At 30.8% G+C, this 21,696-nt stretch carries 14 protein-coding genes; 10 read left to right on the top strand and 4 right to left on the bottom strand.

All coding sequences use genetic code 11. The features are described 5' to 3' along the window. Positions 1 to 51: 51 nt before the first annotated feature. From PHEL85_RS15545 to PHEL85_RS15505, 9 genes are all read left to right on the top strand, one after another. Entirely contained in the window at positions 52 to 2,388 is a 2,337-nt protein-coding gene (locus tag PHEL85_RS15545; RefSeq protein WP_052108609.1) for a glycosyl hydrolase family 95 catalytic domain-containing protein, read from the top strand. A gap of 6 nt (positions 2,389 to 2,394) precedes the next feature. After that, complete coding sequence (locus PHEL85_RS15540; RefSeq protein WP_316931390.1) at positions 2,395 to 3,906, top strand: sulfatase-like hydrolase/transferase; 1,512 nt, start codon at positions 2,395 to 2,397, stop codon at positions 3,904 to 3,906. A gap of 204 nt (positions 3,907 to 4,110) precedes the next feature. Further along, the gene (locus PHEL85_RS15535; protein ID WP_036827293.1) at positions 4,111 to 5,748 is read left to right on the top strand and encodes a hypothetical protein; all 1,638 of its coding nucleotides are present in this window, start codon (positions 4,111 to 4,113) and stop codon (positions 5,746 to 5,748) included. 20 nt (positions 5,749 to 5,768) lie between these two features. Then, on the top strand, positions 5,769 to 7,421 hold the full coding sequence (locus tag PHEL85_RS15530; RefSeq protein ID WP_036827290.1) for a hypothetical protein: 1,653 nt from the start codon (positions 5,769 to 5,771) through the stop codon (positions 7,419 to 7,421). 11 nt (positions 7,422 to 7,432) lie between these two features. Next, positions 7,433 to 9,091, top strand: coding sequence for a hypothetical protein (locus tag PHEL85_RS15525; RefSeq protein WP_156109259.1), 1,659 nt, complete (start codon positions 7,433 to 7,435; stop codon positions 9,089 to 9,091). Positions 9,092 to 9,146: 55 nt separating this feature from the next. Further along, positions 9,147 to 10,232, top strand: coding sequence for a glycoside hydrolase family protein (locus tag PHEL85_RS15520; protein ID WP_036827286.1), 1,086 nt, complete (start codon positions 9,147 to 9,149; stop codon positions 10,230 to 10,232). A 56-nt stretch (positions 10,233 to 10,288) separates the two neighbouring features. Next, entirely contained in the window at positions 10,289 to 10,543 is a 255-nt protein-coding gene (locus PHEL85_RS15515) for a hypothetical protein (protein ID WP_162179441.1), read from the top strand. Positions 10,544 to 10,571: 28 nt separating this feature from the next. Next, positions 10,572 to 10,814, top strand: a complete 243-nt coding sequence (locus PHEL85_RS15510) for a Sip1-related alpha-galactosidase (protein ID WP_036827280.1) — start codon at positions 10,572 to 10,574, stop codon at positions 10,812 to 10,814. Positions 10,815 to 10,851: 37 nt separating this feature from the next. Then, entirely contained in the window at positions 10,852 to 11,037 is a 186-nt protein-coding gene (locus tag PHEL85_RS15505) for a hypothetical protein (RefSeq protein WP_036827277.1), read from the top strand. Positions 11,038 to 11,515: 478 nt separating this feature from the next. Here the strand turns inward: PHEL85_RS15505 and PHEL85_RS15500 are convergent, their stop codons facing one another. From PHEL85_RS15500 to PHEL85_RS15490, 3 genes are all read right to left on the bottom strand, one after another. Further along, positions 11,516 to 12,667 (bottom strand): leucine-rich repeat protein, encoded by a 1,152-nt coding sequence (locus PHEL85_RS15500; protein ID WP_036827275.1) that lies wholly within the window; start codon positions 12,665 to 12,667, stop codon positions 11,516 to 11,518. Positions 12,668 to 12,991: 324 nt separating this feature from the next. Continuing rightward, positions 12,992 to 14,344: a sulfatase gene (locus PHEL85_RS15495; RefSeq protein WP_200882366.1), complete on the bottom strand. Its 1,353-nt coding sequence runs from the start codon at positions 14,342 to 14,344 to the stop codon at positions 12,992 to 12,994. Between the two features lie 111 nt (positions 14,345 to 14,455). Next, positions 14,456 to 18,562, bottom strand: coding sequence for a two-component regulator propeller domain-containing protein (locus PHEL85_RS15490; protein WP_036827270.1), 4,107 nt, complete (start codon positions 18,560 to 18,562; stop codon positions 14,456 to 14,458). A gap of 445 nt (positions 18,563 to 19,007) precedes the next feature. Between PHEL85_RS15490 and PHEL85_RS15485 the strand changes: the two genes are divergently transcribed. After that, entirely contained in the window at positions 19,008 to 20,501 is a 1,494-nt protein-coding gene (locus PHEL85_RS15485; protein WP_036827268.1) for an arylsulfatase, read from the top strand. Between the two features lie 171 nt (positions 20,502 to 20,672). Here the strand turns inward: PHEL85_RS15485 and PHEL85_RS15480 are convergent, their stop codons facing one another. Then, positions 20,673 to 21,695 (bottom strand): UDP-glucose--hexose-1-phosphate uridylyltransferase, encoded by a 1,023-nt coding sequence (locus tag PHEL85_RS15480; RefSeq protein ID WP_036827265.1) that lies wholly within the window; start codon positions 21,693 to 21,695, stop codon positions 20,673 to 20,675. Position 21,696 lies beyond the last annotated feature (1 nt).

Here is a 21,696-nt window from a genome sequence, read left to right as displayed (position 1 = left end):
TACATAAATTATGAAAAATAAAAAGGAACATCAACTAAATAAATAATCAGAATGAAAATACATTGGATAACAATCCACAATAAATTTATAAAGAAGTTTGCTTATTTAATCTTAATAGCTTTTACTTTTTTTAGCTGTAATCAAACAGAAGAAGTAAAAGAAACTTCTCCTTTAAAAATTTGGTTCAACCAACCAACAACTAAATGGAATCAAGGACTTCCTATTGGAAATGGAAATTTAGGAGCCATGATTTATGGTACGCCTAAAAAGGAAATCATTTGTTTAAATGAAGAAACTATTTGGACAGGTGGTAAAGATTATAACCGAGACAAAAAAGATGCAGGTAAACATATTGCTGCCATACAAAAATTGCTATTCGATAAGAAATATATGGAAGCGGAGGCAATGGTACAAGATAAAATTTTAGCAGATCGTTTGCCAACAGGAACAAGTTCGTATCAAATGTTAGCGAATTTATTTATTGAAACTACTGATTTAGATGCTGTTAGTAATTATAAGCGAGAATTAGATATTAATAAATCGGTTGTTACAACAAAGTTTAAAAATGATGATGTTCAATATACAAGAACGTATTTTTCTAGTTTTTCTGATAAAGCGATGGTGTATAAATTCACTGCAGATAAACAAGGGAAAATAAACATCTCTTCTTGGGTGAAACGAAATAAACAAACTAAAATTTCATTATCAGAAAATAGTATTGATTTTTCTGAACATGTCGGAAATGGTCATGGAGTTAAATTTCATGCCACTGTTCATTTTGAAACCAACGGAGGAACTTCTGAAATTAAAGACGGAAAGTTAATAATTTCCAATGCAGATGAAGTCCTAATTAAAGTGGTTGCTTCTAGTAATTATCGCGGATTAGATCCTGAAAAGGAAAATCATAAAACATTCAATAAAATGGCAAACTCTTCTTATCAAGAGTTATTAGAAAGACATGTTTCTGATTATCAATCTTTATTTAACAGACTTTCTTTTAATATTTCTGATAGTCATGGAGACGAGCTTCCTACAGATGTACGCTTAAAAAAAGTAAAAAAGGGAGCTACAGATAATTACTTAACACAATTGCAATATCAATTTGGACGCTATTTATTAATTAGTAGTTCTAGACCGGGTACTTTACCTGCTAATTTACAAGGAATTTGGGCAAAAGGATTTACACCGCCATGGAATTCAGATTATCATACCAATATCAATGTTCAAATGAATTATTGGATGGCAGAAATGGCAAACCTAGCGGAGTGCCATGAGCCATTTTTAGAATACATTGGTAACCTACGTGAAATGGGGCGTATTACCGCAAGAAAGACATATAATACTAGAGGTTTTGTAGCACATCACACCAGTGGTATTTGGCACGCTACAGCTGCTTTTGGGAAGGCAAGATATGGTATGTGGCCTATGGGAGCCGCCTGGGCTTGTCAACATTTATTTACCCATTATGAATATGTCGAAGATAACGAATATTTAAAAGAATATGCCTATCCTATTATGAAAGAAGCTGCTTTGTTTTTTGTTGACTTTATGGTGAAAGATCCTAAAACAGGACTTTTAGTTACAGGTCCCTCTGTTTCTCCAGAAAACAATTTTTTAACCAAAGATGGTAAAAAAGCTACTTTGAATATGGGGCCAACCATGGATCGTGAAATTGTTTTTGAATTATTTAATAATTGTATCAAGGCTGCAGAAATTTTAAATATAGATCAAGATTTTAGTGCTATCTTAAAACAGAAAATAGAACAAATGCCTCCTCTTGAAATTGGTAAAGATGGTAGGTTATTGGAATGGGTAGGAGAGCTAAAAGAAGCCGAACCAGGACATAGACATATTTCACATTTGTATGCTTTACATCCATCAAATCAAATTTCGAAAACAAAGACACCTGAATTGTTTGAAGCTGCTAAAAAAACAATTGCAGGAAGATTATCTAAAGGTGGTGGTCATACAGGTTGGAGTAGAGCTTGGATTATTAATTTTTATGCACGTTTATTAGAAGGGAACAAAGCATATGAAAATATTTTAGCATTGCAAAGAAAATCTACATTGCCAAACCTTTTAGATGTGCATCCTCCTTTTCAAATTGACGGGAATTTTGGAGTGGTTTCTGGAATTACAGAAATGCTAATGCAAAGTCATAATGGAGAAGTACATGTATTGCCTGCTTTACCTTCAGCTTGGGCATCGGGAAGTATTAAAGGAATCGTTGCTAAAAAGGGGTTTGAAATTGATATGAGCTGGGAGTTAGGGAAACTGAAAACTTTAACTATTAAATCTAAGTTGGGGAATACTTTAAATTTACGATATAACAATGACGTTAAAGAAATAGATACTAAAAAAGGAGAGGTTTTAGAATTTAATTATTAAACCAATATGAATATATCAATGAATTATTTCAAAAGGGTTATAATAAGTATCTTTTTCTCAATATTTGTTTCGTGTGAAACAGATGTGGAAAATAATACAATAGACGATGATTCGGAAGAGCCGAATATTATTATAGAAAACCCCAAGCATCCCAATATTATACTGTTTTTATGCGATGACTTGGGATATGGTGACCTTACCTCTTATGGGCATCCACATATAAAAACTCCAAATATTGATTCGTTAGCACTTTCAGGTATTAAATTGACGGACTTTTACAGCACATCTCCTGTTTGTTCTCCTTCTCGCATAGGATTATTAACAGGAAGAAGTCCAAATAGAGCTGGTGTGTATGATTTTATTGTTGGTGGGGGAAATCAAAGAGGTGACTTAAAGGATCTTGTGCATTTACGGCCTGAAGAGGAAACTATTCCAGGGCTCCTAAAAGCAGCTGGTTATAACACCTGTTTAGTAGGAAAATGGCATGGTAGTTCTTTATTTAATTCTGTAGAACAGCCACAACCAGATTTCTTCGGTTTTGAACATTGGTTTGCTACTCATAATAATGCATCTCCAACACATAAAAACCCAAATAACTTTATTAGAAATGGTGAAGTTGTGGGTGCTTTAGATGGTTTTAGTAGTCAAATAGTTGTAGATGAAGCTATCGATTGGCTTGAACAAAAGAAAGGAGACAATCCTTTTTTCTTAGAGGTAGCCTTTCATGAACCACATGAACCTGTTGAATCACCTGAAATTCTGGTAGAGAAATATCTTCAGTATGCAACTACCAGAGAGGAAGCTGAATATTTTGCAAATGTAGAAAATGTAGATATTGCTGTTGGAAGGCTAATCTCATATCTAAAAAGTAATGGATATGATGAGAACACGCTTGTTATTTTTACTTCCGATAATGGCCCAGAAACTTTAAATAGATACGCCAAGGCTAACAAAAGTTATGGCTCTTCGGGCAATTTAAAAGGAATGAAATTATGGACTAATGAAGCGGGATTTAGAGTCCCTTGTATTATCAATTGGTTAGGAAAAGAGACTTTTGTAGGAACTTCTAACGCAGTGATTTCTGCATTAGATTTTTTACCTACTTTTTCAGAGTTATCTGGGGCTAATTTACCAATGAAAGCATTGGATGGAGAATCAATAACTCAATTGTTAAACATGGGAGATATGCAACGTGAAAAACCATTATTGTGGAGTTTTTACAATGCTACAAACAGTCAGGTGATTGCTATGCGCGATGGAGATTGGAAAATTATGGCTCAACTTAAAAATAAAGATGGCTATTTGCCTAAGTTGAGAAACATACATAATGGAAATGAAAATCTTGTAAAAGAAGCAGTACTAACCGATTTTGTGTTGTATAATCTCAAACAAGATGTTAATGAGACAGAAGATTTGGTTCTCAAAAATCCGGAAGTATTTGATCGTATGTACAAAGAACTTGAAATAAGATATAAAGAACTTTTGAATGATAGTTATATATGGTCACGAACTGAATAGTGTATTTGTATTAATTATGGTAATAACTTTTTGTGTTCATGAATTAAAAGAGATAGAAACGACAAAAGGTGAATTTAATTATTAAAAATGCAACATTTCCCCCCCTTTTTTTGAGATAAGGATATCTCTCTATTATTATATTTTAGTCGATTAATAAGTATAGTGTTTTCACAATTTAATTTCGTTTAAAAAATCTAACCAATTATGAATAAAATTTACATCTTAATTATAACCATTTTTGTTTTTATAAGTTGTAGCAAAGCTGAACCCGATAATGATGGGATAAGTGATATTGAATTAAATTTCACTCAATTTGATGTAACATTATCATCCGGAGAAAAATCTATTGGAGTTATTGATAATGATAACAAACACATCTCATTATATGATGTAAAAGACCCTTTAGAAATTGTATCTGTTTCATATAAGTTCTCAGAAGACGTTTCAATCATTACTCCAAATCCAAATACAAGGATAGGTAAATGGGAAATTACAGAGAAATTCAGACTTCACTCTAGTGAAAGCTTTGAAGATTACACTGTAGAAATTCCTGACTTTGAGGAACCTGTATATGAAAATCAAGCAACAATATCTCCACTAGAAACTTTTGGGACTACTGTAAGATACCATATGCTAGATCTTAATGGCGACCCTGATAAAGCTAAAGAAGAAAGCACTGCTTTTGAAGCTTTTAGTAATCAAAAAATGAATGGTATCCGATTCCCTCTTTATTGTGGAGATGCTTTTGGAGGACATCCAGAGGAAGGTGTAGTAGTAGAAGATGTTTATGCAAAACCTTTAAAATCTCTTGAAAATGCAAAGGCAGCTTATAGTGGAAGTGAACCTTTTATGATTTTTGTAGGAATTAAAGTTTTGACTTCTAATAAAAATGAGTATTATCCTGACTGGGTATCAACTGATGATGATGGAATTATTCCTGATAAATATGCTCAGTTACTTGTTGATTTCATAGCGTTTATGGACAAAAAAGGACATACAATAAATGCAATTGCGTTTGACAAGGAGTCTGTTAGAATGAGTGTTGATAACTTTAAAATATCTGCGGATAGTTTGAGAGCAAAAACAGCACGATTGGGATATGTAGTACCTAAGATTGTAGCTCCAGAGCTTTTAGACCCTCAAGGAGACACTAGTAATGGCTGGATGAATGAGCTATATGATAAAGGATATCAAGACAGGTATGATATTTTTGGAAATCATTATTATCAAAGAGATCATACTGTTGCGGGGTTTGCTAAATTAAAATATGAGTTCGATTTAGCTCAAAGTGATAGAACACGTCCACAGTGGGCCACAGAGCCACACTGGAATAATGATTCAAGTATTTTTAGAACAGAATCTGCATTTGGAGTAATGTTTGATCATACAGATCTAGGATTAGACGCATTTATGTGGTGGGGGTATCCAATAGAGGGTAGTACTACAATAAAATCACCTATTATGAGATCATACTCAGGAGCCATACTTGGTTCCATACCAATTAGAATGCTTGATCATGATGGAGAGGAAACTTTTACGAATGGTAAACTTCATACTAGAGCTTATTTAAGAGGTAATGAAGTAAATGTGTTTTTAATTAACGTTGTAAATCCAAATATTGCAGGTATAGTACCAGCGTCTTATGAAGATTATGCGGTAGGGATTTTAGATGGTTTTAAAATTGATGGTAGAGTAACAGTGAGACAATGGCAAGATGATTCAGTAGTTGGTTCAGAAGTTGAAGGAGAAGTTATCTTAGTAGATGCAATTGAAGAAAAACAATTCCTCTTAGACATACCAACAGGTACTTTTACTCAGCTTACGTTTAAAATTAAAGAATAAAACAAAGAATAAAACCAAAAATGAAAAAAATTTATATATTACTTACATCCGTTTTCCTATTTGTAGGTTGCAGTAAAGAGACAGAAAATGAAGGAATTAGCAATGCTGATCTAAAATTTACTCAGTTTGATGTAACATTAACCTCTGGAGTGAAATCTATAGGGGTTATCGATGATGTTAACAATCACATATCTCTATCTGGTATAGTAGACCCTATTAATATTAAATCTGTTACATATAAATATTCAGATGATGTTAGTTTAGTTACTCCAAATCCAAATACAAGGATTGGTAAATGGGAAATTACAGAAAAATTTAGACTTCATTCTAGTGAAACTTTTGAAGATTACACTGTAGAAATATCAGATTATGAAGAGCCTACATATGAAAATCAAGCAACTATAGCACCTCTTGAGACATTTGGGACTTATATAAAATACCATATGTTAGATCTTAACGGAGATGCAACTAAAGCATCAAATGTTGCTACTGCAAATATTGCTTTTGGAGAGAAGGGAATGAATGGTATACGGTTTCCTCTTTATTGTGGAGATGCTTATGGTGGGCATCCAGAGGAAGGTGTTGTAATAGAAAGTGTTTATGAAAGACCTTTAATATCATTAACTAATGCCAAAGCGGCTTATAGTGGAAGTGAGCCATTTATAATTTTTCTAGGAATTAAAGTATTAACATCAAATAAAGATGAAATTTACCCTGATTGGGTTACAACAGAAGAATCTGATGTAGCAAATCCTGATAAATATGCGCAATTAATTGTTGATTTTATCACATTTATGGGGCAAAAAGGACATACTATAGATGCTGTTGCTATAGATAAAGAAACAGTTAGAATGAGTGTTGATAATTTTAAAATAGCTGTAGATAGTTTAAGAGCAAAAACAGCAAGATTAGGATATGTAGTGCCTAAGATTGTAGCTCCAGAACTTTTGGATCCTCAAGGAGACACTAATAATGGTTGGATGAATGAACTATATGATAAAGGGTATCAAGACAGATATGATGTTTTTGGAAATCACTATTATCAAAGAGATCATAATGAAGAAGGTTTTGCCAAATACAAATATGAATTTGACCTTTCACAAAAGGATAAAACACGTCCGGCATGGGCTACAGAACCACATTGGAATGGTGATGGTGACCTTTTTTCTGCAGAGTCTGCACTTGGAATAATGTTTGATCATGCAGATCTTGGAATGGAAGCATTTATGTGGTGGGATTATCCAATATCAGGAGGTTCTAAATTTAGACATCATGTTATGAGAGCATTTTCAGATGCTATTCATAGATCTACCCCTATTAGAATGATTGACCATGATGGCGAAAGTACCTTAACTCAAGGTAAACTTCATACAAGAGCTTATTTAAGAGGTAACGAAGTAAATGTGTTTTTACTTAACGTTATAAACCCCAACACTGCAGGTTTAGTACCGATGTCTTATGAAGATTACGCTATAGGTATTCTTGATTCGTTTAAAATTGATGGGAATGTAACTTCAAGGCAATGGAGAGAGAGTATTAATGATGAAAATACAGACTATGATACTAGTATTGAAGGAGAGTATAGTGTTATAAAACCTGTAGAAGATAATCAACTACTTATTGATATGCCTACAGGTTCTGTAACTCAACTTACATTTAAAATAGTACAATAACTCACTATATAATGAGAAAAATTTATCTGTTAATCATCATGATTTTACTATTTGTAAACTGTAGTAAACCTGAATCAGACAATGAGGAAATAGACAACATTGAATTGAATTTCACTCAATTTGATGTAACATTATTATCTGGAGAAAAATCTATTGGAGTTATAGATAATGATACTAAAATGATATCCTTACCCGATGTAAAAGATCCGTTAGAAATTACGTCTGTTACTTATAAATATTCAGATGATGTTTCAATAATAACTCCAAATCCAAATACAAGAATTGGTCAATGGAGCATTACAGAAAAATTTAGACTTCATTCTAGTGAAGGTTTTGAAGATTACACTGTGGAAATTGTTGATTATGAAGAGGCAACATATGTAAATAAAGCAACCATATCCCCACTTGAAAAATTTGGGAGGGTTACAAAACACCATATGTTAGATTTAAATCATAACGCTGGAACTTTAGGTAATATCAGTAATGCAGAATTAGCTTTTGGTCAAGGTGAAGGTCAAGCTAAAATGAATGGTCTTAGAGTTCCATTATATTGTGGTGATGCCTATGGAGGACATCCTGCAGAAGGCGAGGTGGTAGAAAGTGTTTACACAACTCTTTTAACATCTATAGAAAATGCTAAAGCATCTTATTATGGTACGGAACCTTTTATGATTTTTTTAGGTTTAAAAGTTTTAACATCAGACAAAGCTGAGTATTTTCCTGATTGGGTAACAACAGAGGCGCCAACTGTGCCTAATCCTATAAAATATGCACAATTGATTGTTGACTATGTTGAGTTTATGCATGAACATGGACACGAAGTAAACTATGTTGCTTTTGATAAAGAGGCTGCTAGAATGGATGTTACAGATTTTACGATAGCTGTTGATACATTAAGAGCAAGAACAGCAAGACTTGGTTATGTGGTACCACAAATTGTGGCTCCAGAATTCTATAAACCATTGGGGCAAGCTGGATCTTTTGATGATTTATACAATATTAATGGACAAGATAGCTATGACGTATTTGGAAATCATTATTATTTGAATCATCATAATACAACTAATCATCCAGATTTAAAATACGAATATGAACTAGCTCAAAGTGATAAACATCGTGAAGCTTGGGCTACTGAAGCGCATTGGGATGCTCTTAGATGTAGTGCTGACCACAATAAAGATAGAGAAATTTGGACTTCTGAACTTGCTATTGGATGTATGTTTGATTGGACTGATCTTGGATTAGATTTAGTAAGCTGGTGGGATTACCCTCTATCTGGAGGTAATGCTCCATGGAATTATATTACCAGAGCATATACTGAAGCTTTGATTGGTTCACAACCTATAAGAATGTTAGATCATGATGGTGAAGAAGTACTAAGTAGGGAGAAGCTTCATAGTAGAGCCTATATAAGAGGTAACGAAGTAAATGTGTTTTTTATTAACACTGTGAGTCCATGTAAAACTTTTATACCACCTTTTTACGAAGAATACCCTGTAGGGATTCTAGATGGTTTTAAAATTGATGGTAATATAACTGTAACACAATGGGATGATGATGATCAACCTGAAGGAGAATCTTTTGTTATAAAACCTATAGAAGAAAATCAATTTCTTATAGACATAACAACAGGTTCATTTACCCATGTTTCATTTAAGATAACAGAATAAAACAGCACTAGTTTGCTCTGAATTAAATAATCTAAACTTTTTTAATAAATCATTAATGAAAAAAATAATAGTAAGCACCATTCTGCTTTCAATATTTATTGTTTCTTGTCAATCACAAAAAAATAATAGAAAAGAAGCAATAAAACAAGTAGCCTCTCCAACTGCCATGTCTGATCAATGGAAGTTTGTTGGTGAAGCAATCAATGAACCTGGTTATGACGTTTGGGGAAGCTCTCCAATAAGAGATGAGCAAGGTAATGTTCATCTTTTTTCTGCAAGATGGTCTTCAGAAACACCGTTTAAAAAAGCATGGCGTTACAATAGTGAAATTGCACATTATGTATCAAAAGAACCTGAAGGACCGTTTCAATTTGTAGAAGTTGTAGCAAAAGGAAAAGGTAATGATACATGGAATGCTGCTGGTTTTCACAATCCAAGTATTAAAAAAATAGACCATAAATACGTTTTAGTTTTTATAGCTAATGATGGCGCAAAAAAACATGGACCAAGTCAGCGAATTGGAATGCTAACAAGTAATAGTATTCATGGACCATGGAATGCAGTTCCTAATGAGAACACACCTTTACTTAGCCCTCCTAGCGATACTGCTATTTGGTGTGCAAACAGTGGACTTGGTGTTAACAACCCTAGTTTGATAAAACATCCTAATGGAAAATACCTTTTGTATTTTAAAGCGAAATCTGGTACTAAAGGCAAAGTGAGTATGGGAGTTGCTATCTCTAGCAAGTTAGAAGGACCGTATGTTATCCAACCAGACCCAATTACTACTAATGAAGTCAGAATAGAAGATGGGAATGCTTTTTTATGGAGAAATAAAATATGCTTAATGACTACAGACAATCATGGAATATTAGAAAAAGGTGGTGGTTTACTTTGGGTATCAGAAGATGGACTTCAATTTAACGCCGAACCTTTATCAGGTTTTCATAATTATCAAGATTTTTATTTGAAAGGCAATTTTCCAAGAGAAGCGAATGTACGTTACGGAGGTAAAAAGGTGAAGTTAGAAAGACCTCAGTTATTAATGGATGCAAATAATGAACCTGAATATCTTTATTGCCCTAGTGGAGTGGCTTTAGATGGTAGTGATGGTACAAATAATTATGTGTTAAAATATTAGAAGAAAAAATAATTAGATTTTTTATGATAATTTTTAGCAACAACTCGAGAATCTTTTTGATAGTATTTTCAATATTTCTTTTGAATGCTTGCGATGAAAAAAAGTATAAAAAGGAAATAAGCAATTACAAGTTAATAGAAATCCCAAAATCTTTAGATTTAAATAATCTTTCAGGAAATGGGGTTTTTACTATAGAAAAAAAATTACTTACGCCCAATAATAGCGGTGTTATTGCTGATATTGTTTTAAAATTACCAGAATATCAAAAAGGGATGTATTATCGTCCTTTTTCTGAAGTAAAAGCCTCATGAAATAGAATGGAGGCTCTTTGGTTTCATAATGTTTCAGAATTTTAATGTTTTTAATAAAACATATAGCAATGTAATTAGATCAAGCGTTGATTATAAAACCGATTTAAATCGTACAGATTTAACTATTGTACAAAACTTTACCAATGCACTTTGGTTGGGGCATGTACATTGGTTAGATCAAGATATGTTTCATACAAGTTTTAAAGAAACAGCACGTTTAATGGCTGTTTCTAGAGCAATTTCTGGAGGACCTATTTTATCTATCAGATGAAACTAAAAATATTGACGACACGTATCTTAATCCTTTAATGTATAAAGATGGAGAAATTATAGGAACATTGGCTCCTGGAGTTCCATTACCAGAAAGTTTAGAACAAGATCCTTATGTAGGTAAAAAAGCTTTTAAAGTAATTGCTCCGCTTAAAAATAAGTCAGCTATTATTATGGCGGTGAATTTAATAGAGGAACCGTTATCAAGTCTTCAATATCTTTAAGAGATTACCCCCAATGCAGAAGGAATGATACAGCCTTATAAAGGACTTTGGGAACTAACATCTATATAGATATATAATAAAGATGAGAAGAACACTATTTATATTAATAATTATTATTGGAATGATTTATAATTCCAAAATTAACTTGTTTATTCTGTAATGTTTAGATAATTTCAATTTTTATATGAAGGTCTTTACTTTAATAAGATTGTCTTATTCTTCCATTATTAGGTTTTGTTGGTGAATTTAAAAACGGGGGCTTTTAAACCTTTAAGAGATGATCTATATATAATAAAAGTATTTCTTAATAATTATTATTTGTATGTCTTAGATAGATTTAAAATGATTTCTATTAGTTAAGATTGCCAATTGCATAAGTAATTATACTTTATAAAATTGAATTAGTCAAAGTAAAGGCATAAAAAAAAGGAGTAACTTTTCTATAAAGTTACTCCTTCTTATTTTAAAGAAAAACTAATTATTGTTTAATAACTTTAATCGTTTTGAAATCTAAACCTTCATTATTTTTAGCTTTTACAAAATAAATACCTTTATTAAGTTGAGATAAATCTACACCATCTGTAACTTTTTGAGAACTTACTTTAGCTCCTAAAATATTATAAACTTCTGCAGAAAAAACATCATTTGTAGAAAAGTATAATTTATCTACAACAGGATTTGGATATGCATTTAAAGATATTTTAGCTTGAGAATCTAAGCTTAATATTTCATCTGCTTCAACAATATTAAATATATCCCATCCGTTTTCAGCAGCAAAAGCTGTAGAAGTACCAAAAGGTACAATTAATTTAGGAGCCGTTGCGTACAAAGCTTGATGAGAAAACATATCAAGACCATCTTCGTCTATTTCAAGAACAAAAGGAGTTTCAAATTCTACAATTAATTCTTCTAAAGCTGGAATGTTTCTAAATGTATTAGTCCCTGGAAGAGAGTTTAGTGTGGCAGGTAACGTTAAAGTTGTAATTCCTGTAGCATTAAAAGCACCTGGAGCAATTGAATCCATTACAGGTATATTTATATCACTAAGATTTGTGCATTTCCAGAACGCTAATCCGCCAAGAACAGTTGCTGCAGGTAAATCTATAGATGTGAGTGAAGTAGCACTTAAAAAAGCTTGTATACCAACTTCTTTTAAGTTACTAAGGTCTATTGTTGTTAATTTAGGGCATTTACTAAAAGATAGTTTACCAATATATGTTGCTTTACTAAGATCTACTGTTTCCAATAAAGGACAGTTTACAAACGAGTTTAAACCAACACCTGAAGTAATATTAGAAAGATCTGCACTTACAAGGTTAGGACAAGCGTTAAACACTTGCCAATCAATTTCAGTATCACCTTCAACAACTAAAGATGTAATTGCTACATTAGAAAATGATTTATTTTTGATAAAGGTAACGTTATAGGTAGTTCCTGAATCATCTACAGTAGCTGGTATCGTTAATGCATCTGTAGTAACACTATTTCCTACAATTTGTACCTCGTTTGTAGGGTCAATAGCGGTTACTTCATAATTAATATCATTTACTGTAAATGTATCACCTATAGCTTGTGCCTTCGTTAATGTTACAGATAATATTGTAACAAATAATAGTAATGTTTTTTTCATTTTATTTATATTTTAAGATTAGAATTTATAAAGTATAAAGTTAAAAAATTACTTAGTTTTTTTAGTCTAAAATGGTATCATATTGTGGGTGAAAATGTTGCATTATTATAAAGCTAAGCCTATAAAGGCGTATGTTTTATAATTCCAGTGTTTATTAAATCAGATTTTAAATAATACTAATTTAATTTTTTATTTCTTCTTAATTTAATAACTTCTAATATTTCATTCTTTTGCTGTACTGGAAAATGTTACCGTATAAATAATTGCATTTATTGGTTGATTTTCATTAGAATTAAGTTTAAAAGGGCTTACAATTACTTATGATTAAAGATCTGTTTTGTTGATATTACTTATTTTATTTTTTTCAAATTTTAAAGAATAACTAGGGTTCTTTTCCGAAGGAATAGGAGCATTTGTTTTAAATCGCCAATATTCTAACTTTTCATAAAGTTCGTTTGTTATTTTAGGATGTAAATCAGTAATGTTGTTTTTTTCACTTATATCATCTTTTAAATTATAAAGTTCAATAGCATCATCTTCAAAATAATGATGTAATTTCCAGTTTCCTGAAATAATAACAGAACCAGGCCTTGTTCTAAATAAAGGATCTCTACTTTCGTCTTTTCCTTTTTTGTAAGCTTGAAGATAAACTGGGAAATGAAAGAATATATCTCTATCGATTATTTGTTCTCCCTTTAACACTGAATTTAAATCTAAACCGTCTAATAATGTTGCTCTTTTTTCTGGTTGAACTATGTTTTGCAATGTTGGGTAAAAGTCTAAATTTGAAGCATTCTGATTTGTAAACGTATTTGGTACAATACTATCTGGCCATTTTATAATTAACGGAACTCTAATTCCTCCTTCATAATAAGATCCTTTTCCGGCTCTTAAAGGATCTTGATGAGAAATAGCACGAATACCTCCATTGTCTGAAGTGAAAATAACTAACGTATTATTCTCTAAGTTATTTGCTTTTATAGATGTCAATAGCTTACCAATATTTTCATCCATTGAAGCAACCATTGCAGCGTATTTTGGGTTGTTTTGACCTTTGAAGCCTTTTTTGTTTTTAAATTTTTCAACCAATTTTTCTTTTCCCATTATAGGAGTGTGTACAGTATAATATGGCAAGTAAACAAAGAATGTTGAGTCTTTAAATTTTTCTACAAATGATATTGCTTCATTGGTGAGTCTATCAGTTAGGTATTCCCCTTTTGGGCCATTTTTAATAAAATCAATATTATATGGAGAGAAGTACCCTCCTTTACCTGGATTTCCTTTACTACTACCTCCAATATTAAAGTCAATTCCTTGTTTTAAAGGATTATCACCTACATGCCACTTACCAAAACTAGCAGTTATATATCCAGCAGATTTAAGCATTTCTGGTAGTGTATAAATAGTATTGTTAAGGTGTTTTGTGTTTTTTATTGGAACTAGTTTTCTAGTTTTTATGTTTCCTCTATCAGAAGGACTAACTGTAAAAACACCATGTCTAGGTGTATTTAAACCTGAAATTAAGCAAGCTCTACTTGGAGCACAATTTGCAGCGCCTGCATAAGCATTATTAAAAACAAGCCCTTCTTTTGATAATGCGTCAATATTTGGAGTTTCGTAATAAGTACTACCCATAAAACCAAGATCTTTCCAGCCAAGATCGTCAACATTAATCAAAATAATATTTGGTTTTCTTATTTTTTTTTCTTGTTCTTTTTTACAGCTTATAATGAATAGGAGCAGAAGTATAAATAGGAGGTTTTTAGCTTTTAAAGGCATGATTTTTATTTAAATTGTGTGTTTTTTTATATATTCTGTTGGACTCATTCCGTATTCTTTTTGAAAACACTTTCCAAAATATTTTTGATTGTTAAAACCTGTCATGTAAGCTATTTCAGATAGATAAAGTTCGTTTTTCTTTAAGAGTTGTTCTGCACGTTTTAACCTGATCTTTTTGATGAAATTTACAGGTGTGTCATTTAAAATAGTTTGTAGTTTTCTATACAAATTAGCTCTGCTCATTCCTACTTCAGATGCAAGGAATTCTACACTTAATAGATTGTCATTCATTGAGTTTTCTATAATCGTTACCAATTTACGAATGAATTTATCGTTATTTGAATCAACTTCAATTTCAGAAGGTTCAATATTAATTTGCTTGCTATATTTTTCTTTAAGCAGTTTTCTAGAAGTTAATACATTTTTAATTTTCCATTTTACAAATTCTAGACTAAATGGTTTTTCTATATAATCATCTGCTCCTAAGCTTAAACACTCAATTTTTGTTTCCTCAGAGTTTTTAGCTGTAAGCATAAATATTGGAACTTTGTTTATCTCTGGGTTTTTCTTGATACGTTTTAGCATTGATATTCCATCTTCAATAGGCATTAATATATCACTAATTATAAGCTGTGGTTTTTCTTTTACAACTGCATCATACCCTTCTTTTCCATTAGAAGCTTCTTTAACATAAAAGTTGTTTTCCAATTCGTCTTTTAACATTTGTCTTAAATCAGGATTGTCTTCTACAATTAAAACTTTAGGTTTATTTTTATTTGTTTTGGCTTTAGCATCATGTGCTAAAGAAACTTCCTCTATAACTTGGAATTCTGAATTTTTAATGAAGTTCTTTTTAAGTGGTTCAGATATTTCAAAACGTTCATCTTCACTATATTTATTTTTGTCTATTGGAAGTATAAAAGTGAATTTGGTATATGAGTTTTCTTCACTTTCAACAGAAATTATACCGTGATGTCTTTCAATAAGTTTTTGAACTAATTCCATACCAATTCCTGTTCCGGGGATATTATTTCCAGAAGTTTTTGTTGCTTGATAATATCTATCAAAAATAAAAGGTAAATCTTTTTCTGGTATACCAATACCATTATCTCTAACAGAACACTTAATATAAGTTCCTTGTTCTAATTTGAGGTTTTTAGAATTCTTTACATTAACCACCACTAATTCTAAATTAACACTTATTTTTCCTTTTTCAGGCGTATATTTAAAAGCATTAGATAATAAATTAAAGAGTATTTTTTCTAAGATATCAACATCATACCAACCTTTTATTTTTTGTTCTTTAGTGATGAAATCGTATTTAATATTAGACATTTTAGCAAAATCATTAAAGGCATTTTTTATAATGTCTATGTCTTTAACAATATCATTTTTAGTGATTCTTAGTTTAAATTTTCCTCCATCAAATTTTCGGATATCCATTATTTGATTTATCAGCCTTCTCATTCTAAGAGTGTTGTTATAAATACGTTGAGAAGTTATTGGGTTTAATGTGAAATCTTTTTCTTTTATAACTTTTTCAATCGTTCCAAAAATTAAAGAAAGAGGAGTTCTTAATTCATGAGAAATATCGGTAAAAAAGACCATTTTCATTCTATTATGTTCATTGTCCTTTTCTCTACTAATTGTCTCTGTTACTAAATTCTTTTTTAAACGATACCATCTTCTAATTAAAATTGCACCTATGAATAGTAAAATTATTGAAATAACAAAATAACCAAAGTACGCCAAATTACTTCTCCAAAAAGGAGGTTTAATAGTGAATTTTAATTCTTTAGGAGCCTCATTCCAAACACCATCACTATTAGAGCTCTTTACTTTAAAAGTATATGAACCTGGAGAAAGGTCGTTATAATTTGCATTTCTATTTGTTGCATTTGTATAAACCCAATAATTGTTTAAGCCTTCTAATTTATAAGCATATTCATTTTTGATTGGTGAAGTTAGGTCTAATGAAGAAAAATTAACTACAATATTATTTTGCTTGTATGGTAAAGTAATTGCTTTTTTTGAGTCAATATTAATATCTGTAGATGAGTTTAATGCTGAGTTTGTTTGATCCGCTTTTGTTGCACCTAGAGTAGTAAAGCTAGTTATAACTGTTGTGGGAGTTTTAGTGTTTTTAGAGAATTTATCTGTAAAAACAGTATAAAACCCACCAGGGCAACCAAAATATATGTTATTTTGTAATGTGTTTGACGAGCTAGAATTATACACAAATTGACTCTCTTTTATACCGTCTTCTATACCGAAATTTCTAAATCTTTCATTTTTTAAATCAAAATGAATTAACCCATTTTGAGAACTCAACCATAAATTTTCATTTTTATCTTCTTCTATAGCAGAGATTGTATTTGAGATTAACCCGTTTGCTTTTCCAAAGTTTTTAAAGTTGTTTGATTTTTTGTCATACTTGTTTAATCCTCCTCCTCTAGTTCCTATCCAAATATTTCCTTTACGATCTTCGTGTAAGCTTAAGATTGCATTTGATGTTAATCCGTTTTTTATTGTTGGTAAGTATTCTTCTATTGATTCATTATTAAAATCAATCTTAAAAAGCCCCTCTCCACGAGTACCAATCCACAATTTATTTTCCTCTGTAAAAAGTAAAGTAGATGTATGATTATTTGCAAGCTTTTTTTCTACTCCTTTTTTGAATTTTGATAATTGGTTTTTTGAATTAATAATTTTTATACCACCATTCCATAGTCCAACCCAAGTTTCATTTTTACTAACTATTGCTATGTCTGTTATTATGTTTTTAAACTTTTTTATTTTAGTAAACTGTATTTTTTTCTTATTTATAGAAGTTTCTGTTGTATACAAAACAGTCCCACTTGAAAACATAAGTTTGTTTTTTTCAAAATTATATGAAATATGACTGATGTTTTTAAGTTTAGTTTTTATTTTGGAATAATCATTTAATTTTGGATTATAGCTGTAGAGACCATCATTCATTGCAATTAAAATAGTGTTTTCTGAATGATAAAAAATTCTTTTTGCACTAAAATTTTCATTATTATTAGTTGTTTTTAACTCTTTGTAATTAAATATAGAAGTTCTGTCTATGTTTTTGTTTACTCCTTTTAAGGAGCCAATCCATAGGTTTCCATTTGAGTCAAATGTAGAGGTGCTAATATGATTGCTCTTTAAATCTCCTTTTGAAGTTCCTTTTGTAAAGGAGACAAAATCATAAGTATTATTTTTTCTAATTGCTTTAAACAATCCTCCAGTTGTTCCTACCCAAATATTATTACTTTTTAAGTCTATTGTTAATGAAGTTGATATTGATTTTGATGGGATAGACTTAATAAATTCATCATAATACTCTAAAACCTCAACTTTAAAATCTGATTTATTGTAACCTAAAATATAAAGACCTTTTTCAGTTAATGCTATAATCTTATTATTTTCATAAGGCTTTATTGATTTAATGTTTTTTGTGAAATTAGTTTGAATGTATTCCTTTTTGCTGTTTAATATTAGAATTCCCCTTGGAGTTCCTAACCAATGTCTTCCAAAACTATCTTCTACAAAAGAATTAATTTGCCTCTTAAATTTAATTAAATTTGAATTATCTGTATAATTAAATTGGGTGTCAAAATTAACATTTTCAGAGTCTTTACTAGGTTTTATTTCTACCAAGCCTGTATTTCTCAAGTTAGCCCAAATGTTACCATTAGCAGTCTTGTTTAATACAACAGAAGTAATGTTTTTGTAGAACCACTTAAATTTTTTCTCTTTTCTATTAAAATGGATTAAATAACTTTCACTTCCAATCCATAAGTCTTTATTATCATCTTCAATAATAGAATTAATACTATTATTAGGTATAGAATGTGGATCAAATGCATCTAATTGATATGAAATTAAGTTGTTTCCATCGTATCTATATAAACCTGTATCACTTCCAATCCATAGGTACCCGAAGCTGTCTACAAATAATGTGTTTACTTTTTTGTTAAAAGGGACACCTTGTATTTCTAGTTCATGAAAATATGTTTTGTCTGATTGTGAGTAAATACAAGTACAACTTAGTATGAAAATAAAAACGGATATATAAATTTTATTGCTAAAAAATATTTGTTGCATCATCTAATAATTTATAAGGGTATAGTTTAATTTAAACATTGTGTTAAAGCTGTCTAAAAACAAAGGTTTAACGAATACACAATATCTTTTTTTTTTTTTAAAGCCACTAAGCCATTATAGATTCAACATGTTGTGGCTTAAGGGTAATTATGTTGCAAATTAAGATTTTTATCTTTCATAAAGGAATTTTGCAACAAATTTAAGTAACAAAAGAGAATCTTGCTTCTGTCTATGTTTGTAGTTTTGATGTAATAAGTTACATAACATGATTACATGAGGCAATGATATCGAAAAAAGCAATAAGTAGGTAAGCAAATTTAATAAAATTTGTTATTCTAGAAATAAGTTTTGTCAATATCAATTTCATAATAATTATATTATTTCAATTTTTAATCAATTAAATATAGATTGAGTTTTTTCTCAATTATTATTATAAAAATTAATTTAAATGTTTAAATTTTCTTTACCTATAATACTTATAGCTTCAGCTATACTCTTTGTCTCGTGTAATTTTTTAAGTAAAAAAAAGAAGAGTAGCTCTACAGCAATAAGTCAAGGTTTGGTTAAAAAGCAACAGCCAAATATTATATATATTCTTGCAGATGATCTAGGTTATGGAGATCTAAGTTGTTATGGACAAGAAAAATTTAAAACACCTAATATAGATAGGCTTGCTACACAGGGTATGTTGTTTTCTCAATATTATTCGGGGAGCACTGTTTGTGCGCCTTCAAGGTCAGCGTTGCTTACAGGGATGCATACAGGGCACACTGTAGTTAGAGGTAATAAAGAAATTCAACCAGAAGGTCAATATCCTATTCCAGATGATACGTATACATTAGCAGAAGTATTGAAAAAAGCGGGTTATACAACTGGAGCTTTTGGTAAATGGGGGCTTGGTTTTCCTGGGTCTGAAGGTGATCCAATAAGTCAAGGTTTTGATGAGTTCTACGGTTATAACTGTCAACGTTTAGGACACCATTATTATCCTGATCATTTATGGTCTAATAAAGATTCTATTGTTTTAAATGGAAATTCTGGGTTATCAAAAAAAGAATATGCCCCAAGTTTAATTCATGATAAAACGTTACAATTTATTGAAAAAAACAAATCAAAACCATTTTTCGCATACGTTGCGTCAATTATTCCTCATGCAGAACTTGCAGCTCCGGAAGAATTAATGACAAAATATAGAAATAAATTTTTGCCAGAGAAAAAATTTATAGGTGTTGATGATGGCCCTAAATATAGAAAAGGATCTTATGCATCTCAAAATGAATCTCATGCTGCATTTGCTGCTATGATAGATTTATTAGATCAACAGGTTGGGGAAATTATGGCTAAAGTAACTGAACTTGGAATAGCGGATAACACTATAATTATTTTCACTTCAGACAATGGACCACATAAAGAAGGTGGTGCAGATCCTAAATACTTTAATAGTAATGGAAATTTAAGAGGAACTAAAAGAGATTTGTATGAAGGTGGTATTAGAGTACCTATGATTGCAAAATGGCCAGGAAAAATAAAAGCTGGAAGCAAATCAAATCATATTTCTGCTTTTTGGGATGTTTTTCCAACTTTTGCAAGTATTTCAGGTGTTGAAGTTCCTGACAATATTGATGGTATATCATTTTTACCAGAACTATTAGGGGATGATAAAAATCAAAAAAAACATGCTTATTTATATTGGGAGTTTCATGAAAAAGGAGGTAGACAGGCTATTAGAATGGGTGCTTGGAAAGCAGTAAAATACAATGTTTTAAAAACACCAAATAAGCCAATGCAACTTTATAACCTTTCAAATGATATTGGTGAGGAAAATAATGTTGCAGCACAGTTTCCTAAAGTTGTCAAACAAATTGAATCTCTTTTTCAAGAAGCAAGAACACCTTCTGATGTTTTTACTTTTAGTCAAGAAACTTTTTTAAATGTTGATTAATCTTTAAAAACAGAAAATAACCTTATACGGCAGTTGTCTAATTTTTGTGAACTAAATACAAAAATCTTAAAAAGAAAATAATATAAATATAAAAAGGTAGTAATTTTAAATTACTACCTTTTTATATTTATGCCTGTAATATTTTTCAGGGGTCAAAGAAGTTTGTTAAGATTACAAACAGTCTTTTATCATTTTTACAGCTTGTTCTGCAGTAATATCTCTTTGTGGAGTACCAAACATTTCATAACCAACCATAAATTTCTTAACAGAAGCACTTCTTAATAATGGTGGATAAAAACTCATGTGCCAATGCCAGTGTTTATTTTCATTACCATCTGTTGGAGCTTGATGAATTCCACTAGAATATGGGAAAGAAGTATTAAAAATTTTATCATATGCCTTTGTTAAAACTGCAATTGCTTCAGAGTATTGTAAAGTTTCTTCTTCAGTCATATCTAAAATATTAGACAAATGTCTTTTGGGAATAATCATAGCTTCAAATGGCCAAATTGCCCAAAAAGGAACTAAAACAACAAAACCATCATTTTCAAAAATTATACGTTCTTGTTTTTCTAATTCTTGTGTTAAATAATCTCCTAATAAACTACTGTTATTTTTGTTGAAGTAGTTTAATTGTTGCATGTTTTTCTTAGCGACTTCGTTTGGTAAAGAAGATTGACTCCAGATTTGTCCATGAGGATGTGGATTACTGCAACCCATTACTGACCCTTTATTTTCAAAAATCTGAACATAATTGATTTTAGGATTTTCAGATAATTCTGTATATTCTTTTTGCCAAGCAAAAACTACTTTTTGAATTTCTGAAACAGACATATCTGCCAAACTTTTTGAATGGTCTGGGCTAAAACAAATTACTTTACAAATACCTGTTTCACTTTGCGCTTTTAAAAGCCCGTCATTTACATTAAATGTTGGCGAATCGTTTTGTAAAGCAGCAAAATCGTTTGTAAAAACAAAAACATCTTTATAATCAGGATTTACTTCACCATTAATTCTTGTGTTACCAGCACATAAATAACAAGAAGGATCATGTGTAGGTCTTTTCTCGTTATTTACTTCTTCATTTTGTCCTTGCCAAGGTCTTTTTGCTCTGTGTGGAGAAACTAAAACCCATTCTCCTGTAAGAATATTAAAACGCTTGTGCGAATAATCTTGTAAGTTTGTATTGCTCATT

Source organism: Polaribacter sp. Hel1_85 (assembly GCF_000766795.1).
Classification (GTDB): Bacteria; Bacteroidota; Bacteroidia; order Flavobacteriales; family Flavobacteriaceae; genus Polaribacter.
The sequence above is the reverse complement of the archived record's forward strand: the minus strand, read 5'-3'. Positions and strand labels throughout refer to the sequence as shown.

Bases quoted from the DNA above. Each gene is read 5' to 3' on its own strand.
- PHEL85_RS15545 (WP_052108609.1), top strand. From the start codon at position 52: ATGAAAATACATTGGATAACAATCCACAATAAATTTATAAAGAAGTTT.
- PHEL85_RS15535 (WP_036827293.1), top strand. From the start codon at position 4,111: ATGAATAAAATTTACATCTTAATTATAACCATTTTTGTTTTTATAAGT.
- PHEL85_RS15530 (WP_036827290.1), top strand. From the start codon at position 5,769: ATGAAAAAAATTTATATATTACTTACATCCGTTTTCCTATTTGTAGGT.
- PHEL85_RS15510 (WP_036827280.1), top strand. From the start codon at position 10,572: ATGTTTCAGAATTTTAATGTTTTTAATAAAACATATAGCAATGTAATT.
- PHEL85_RS15540 (WP_316931390.1), top strand. From the start codon at position 2,395: ATGAATATATCAATGAATTATTTCAAAAGGGTTATAATAAGTATCTTT.
- PHEL85_RS15505 (WP_036827277.1), top strand. From the start codon at position 10,852: ATGTATAAAGATGGAGAAATTATAGGAACATTGGCTCCTGGAGTTCCA.
- PHEL85_RS15480 (WP_036827265.1), bottom strand. From the start codon at position 21,695: ATGAGCAATACAAACTTACAAGATTATTCGCACAAGCGTTTTAATATT.
- PHEL85_RS15490 (WP_036827270.1), bottom strand. From the start codon at position 18,562: ATGATGCAACAAATATTTTTTAGCAATAAAATTTATATATCCGTTTTT.
- PHEL85_RS15485 (WP_036827268.1), top strand. From the start codon at position 19,008: ATGTTTAAATTTTCTTTACCTATAATACTTATAGCTTCAGCTATACTC.
- PHEL85_RS15500 (WP_036827275.1), bottom strand. From the start codon at position 12,667: ATGAAAAAAACATTACTATTATTTGTTACAATATTATCTGTAACATTA.
- PHEL85_RS15525 (WP_156109259.1), top strand. From the start codon at position 7,433: ATGAGAAAAATTTATCTGTTAATCATCATGATTTTACTATTTGTAAAC.
- PHEL85_RS15520 (WP_036827286.1), top strand. From the start codon at position 9,147: ATGAAAAAAATAATAGTAAGCACCATTCTGCTTTCAATATTTATTGTT.